The 358-nt window shown below is 48.3% G+C and carries 1 protein-coding gene; it reads right to left on the reverse strand.

Going from position 1 to position 358, the window contains the following annotated elements; all coding sequences use genetic code 11:
- Positions 1–358, reverse strand: a 358-nt coding sequence (locus tag CWC03_RS22945; protein WP_138583810.1) for an AMP-binding protein, incomplete at both ends; no start/stop codon positions are given.

Here is a 358-nt window from a genome sequence, read left to right on the forward strand (position 1 = left end):
CCCCCTGCTTTTAATATCCCCAATATACCCACCACCATCTCTAGTGAACGCTCTACACACAATCCCACCAGACTATCCGGCTTTATATGGTGCTCCGCCCTTAGATAATGCGCAACTTGGTTTGCTCTGGCATTCAACTCTCCATAACTGAGGCTTCTATCACCAAACACTACCGCTACCCGCTCCGGCTCTAAAGCTGCCTGCTCCTCAAATAGCTCATGAATACATTTATCTTTCGGATAAGCCTGCGCCGTTTCATTCAACCCCTCTATTAAATAACGCTCTTCCGCCGCCGATAGCATCTTCAAGTCATGGGGAGCGATATCTCCAACATGCTCCTCACTGAGCGATGTCAAAA

The organism is Pseudoalteromonas sp. S2755 (assembly GCF_005886535.1).
Classification (GTDB): domain Bacteria; phylum Pseudomonadota; class Gammaproteobacteria; order Enterobacterales; family Alteromonadaceae; genus Pseudoalteromonas.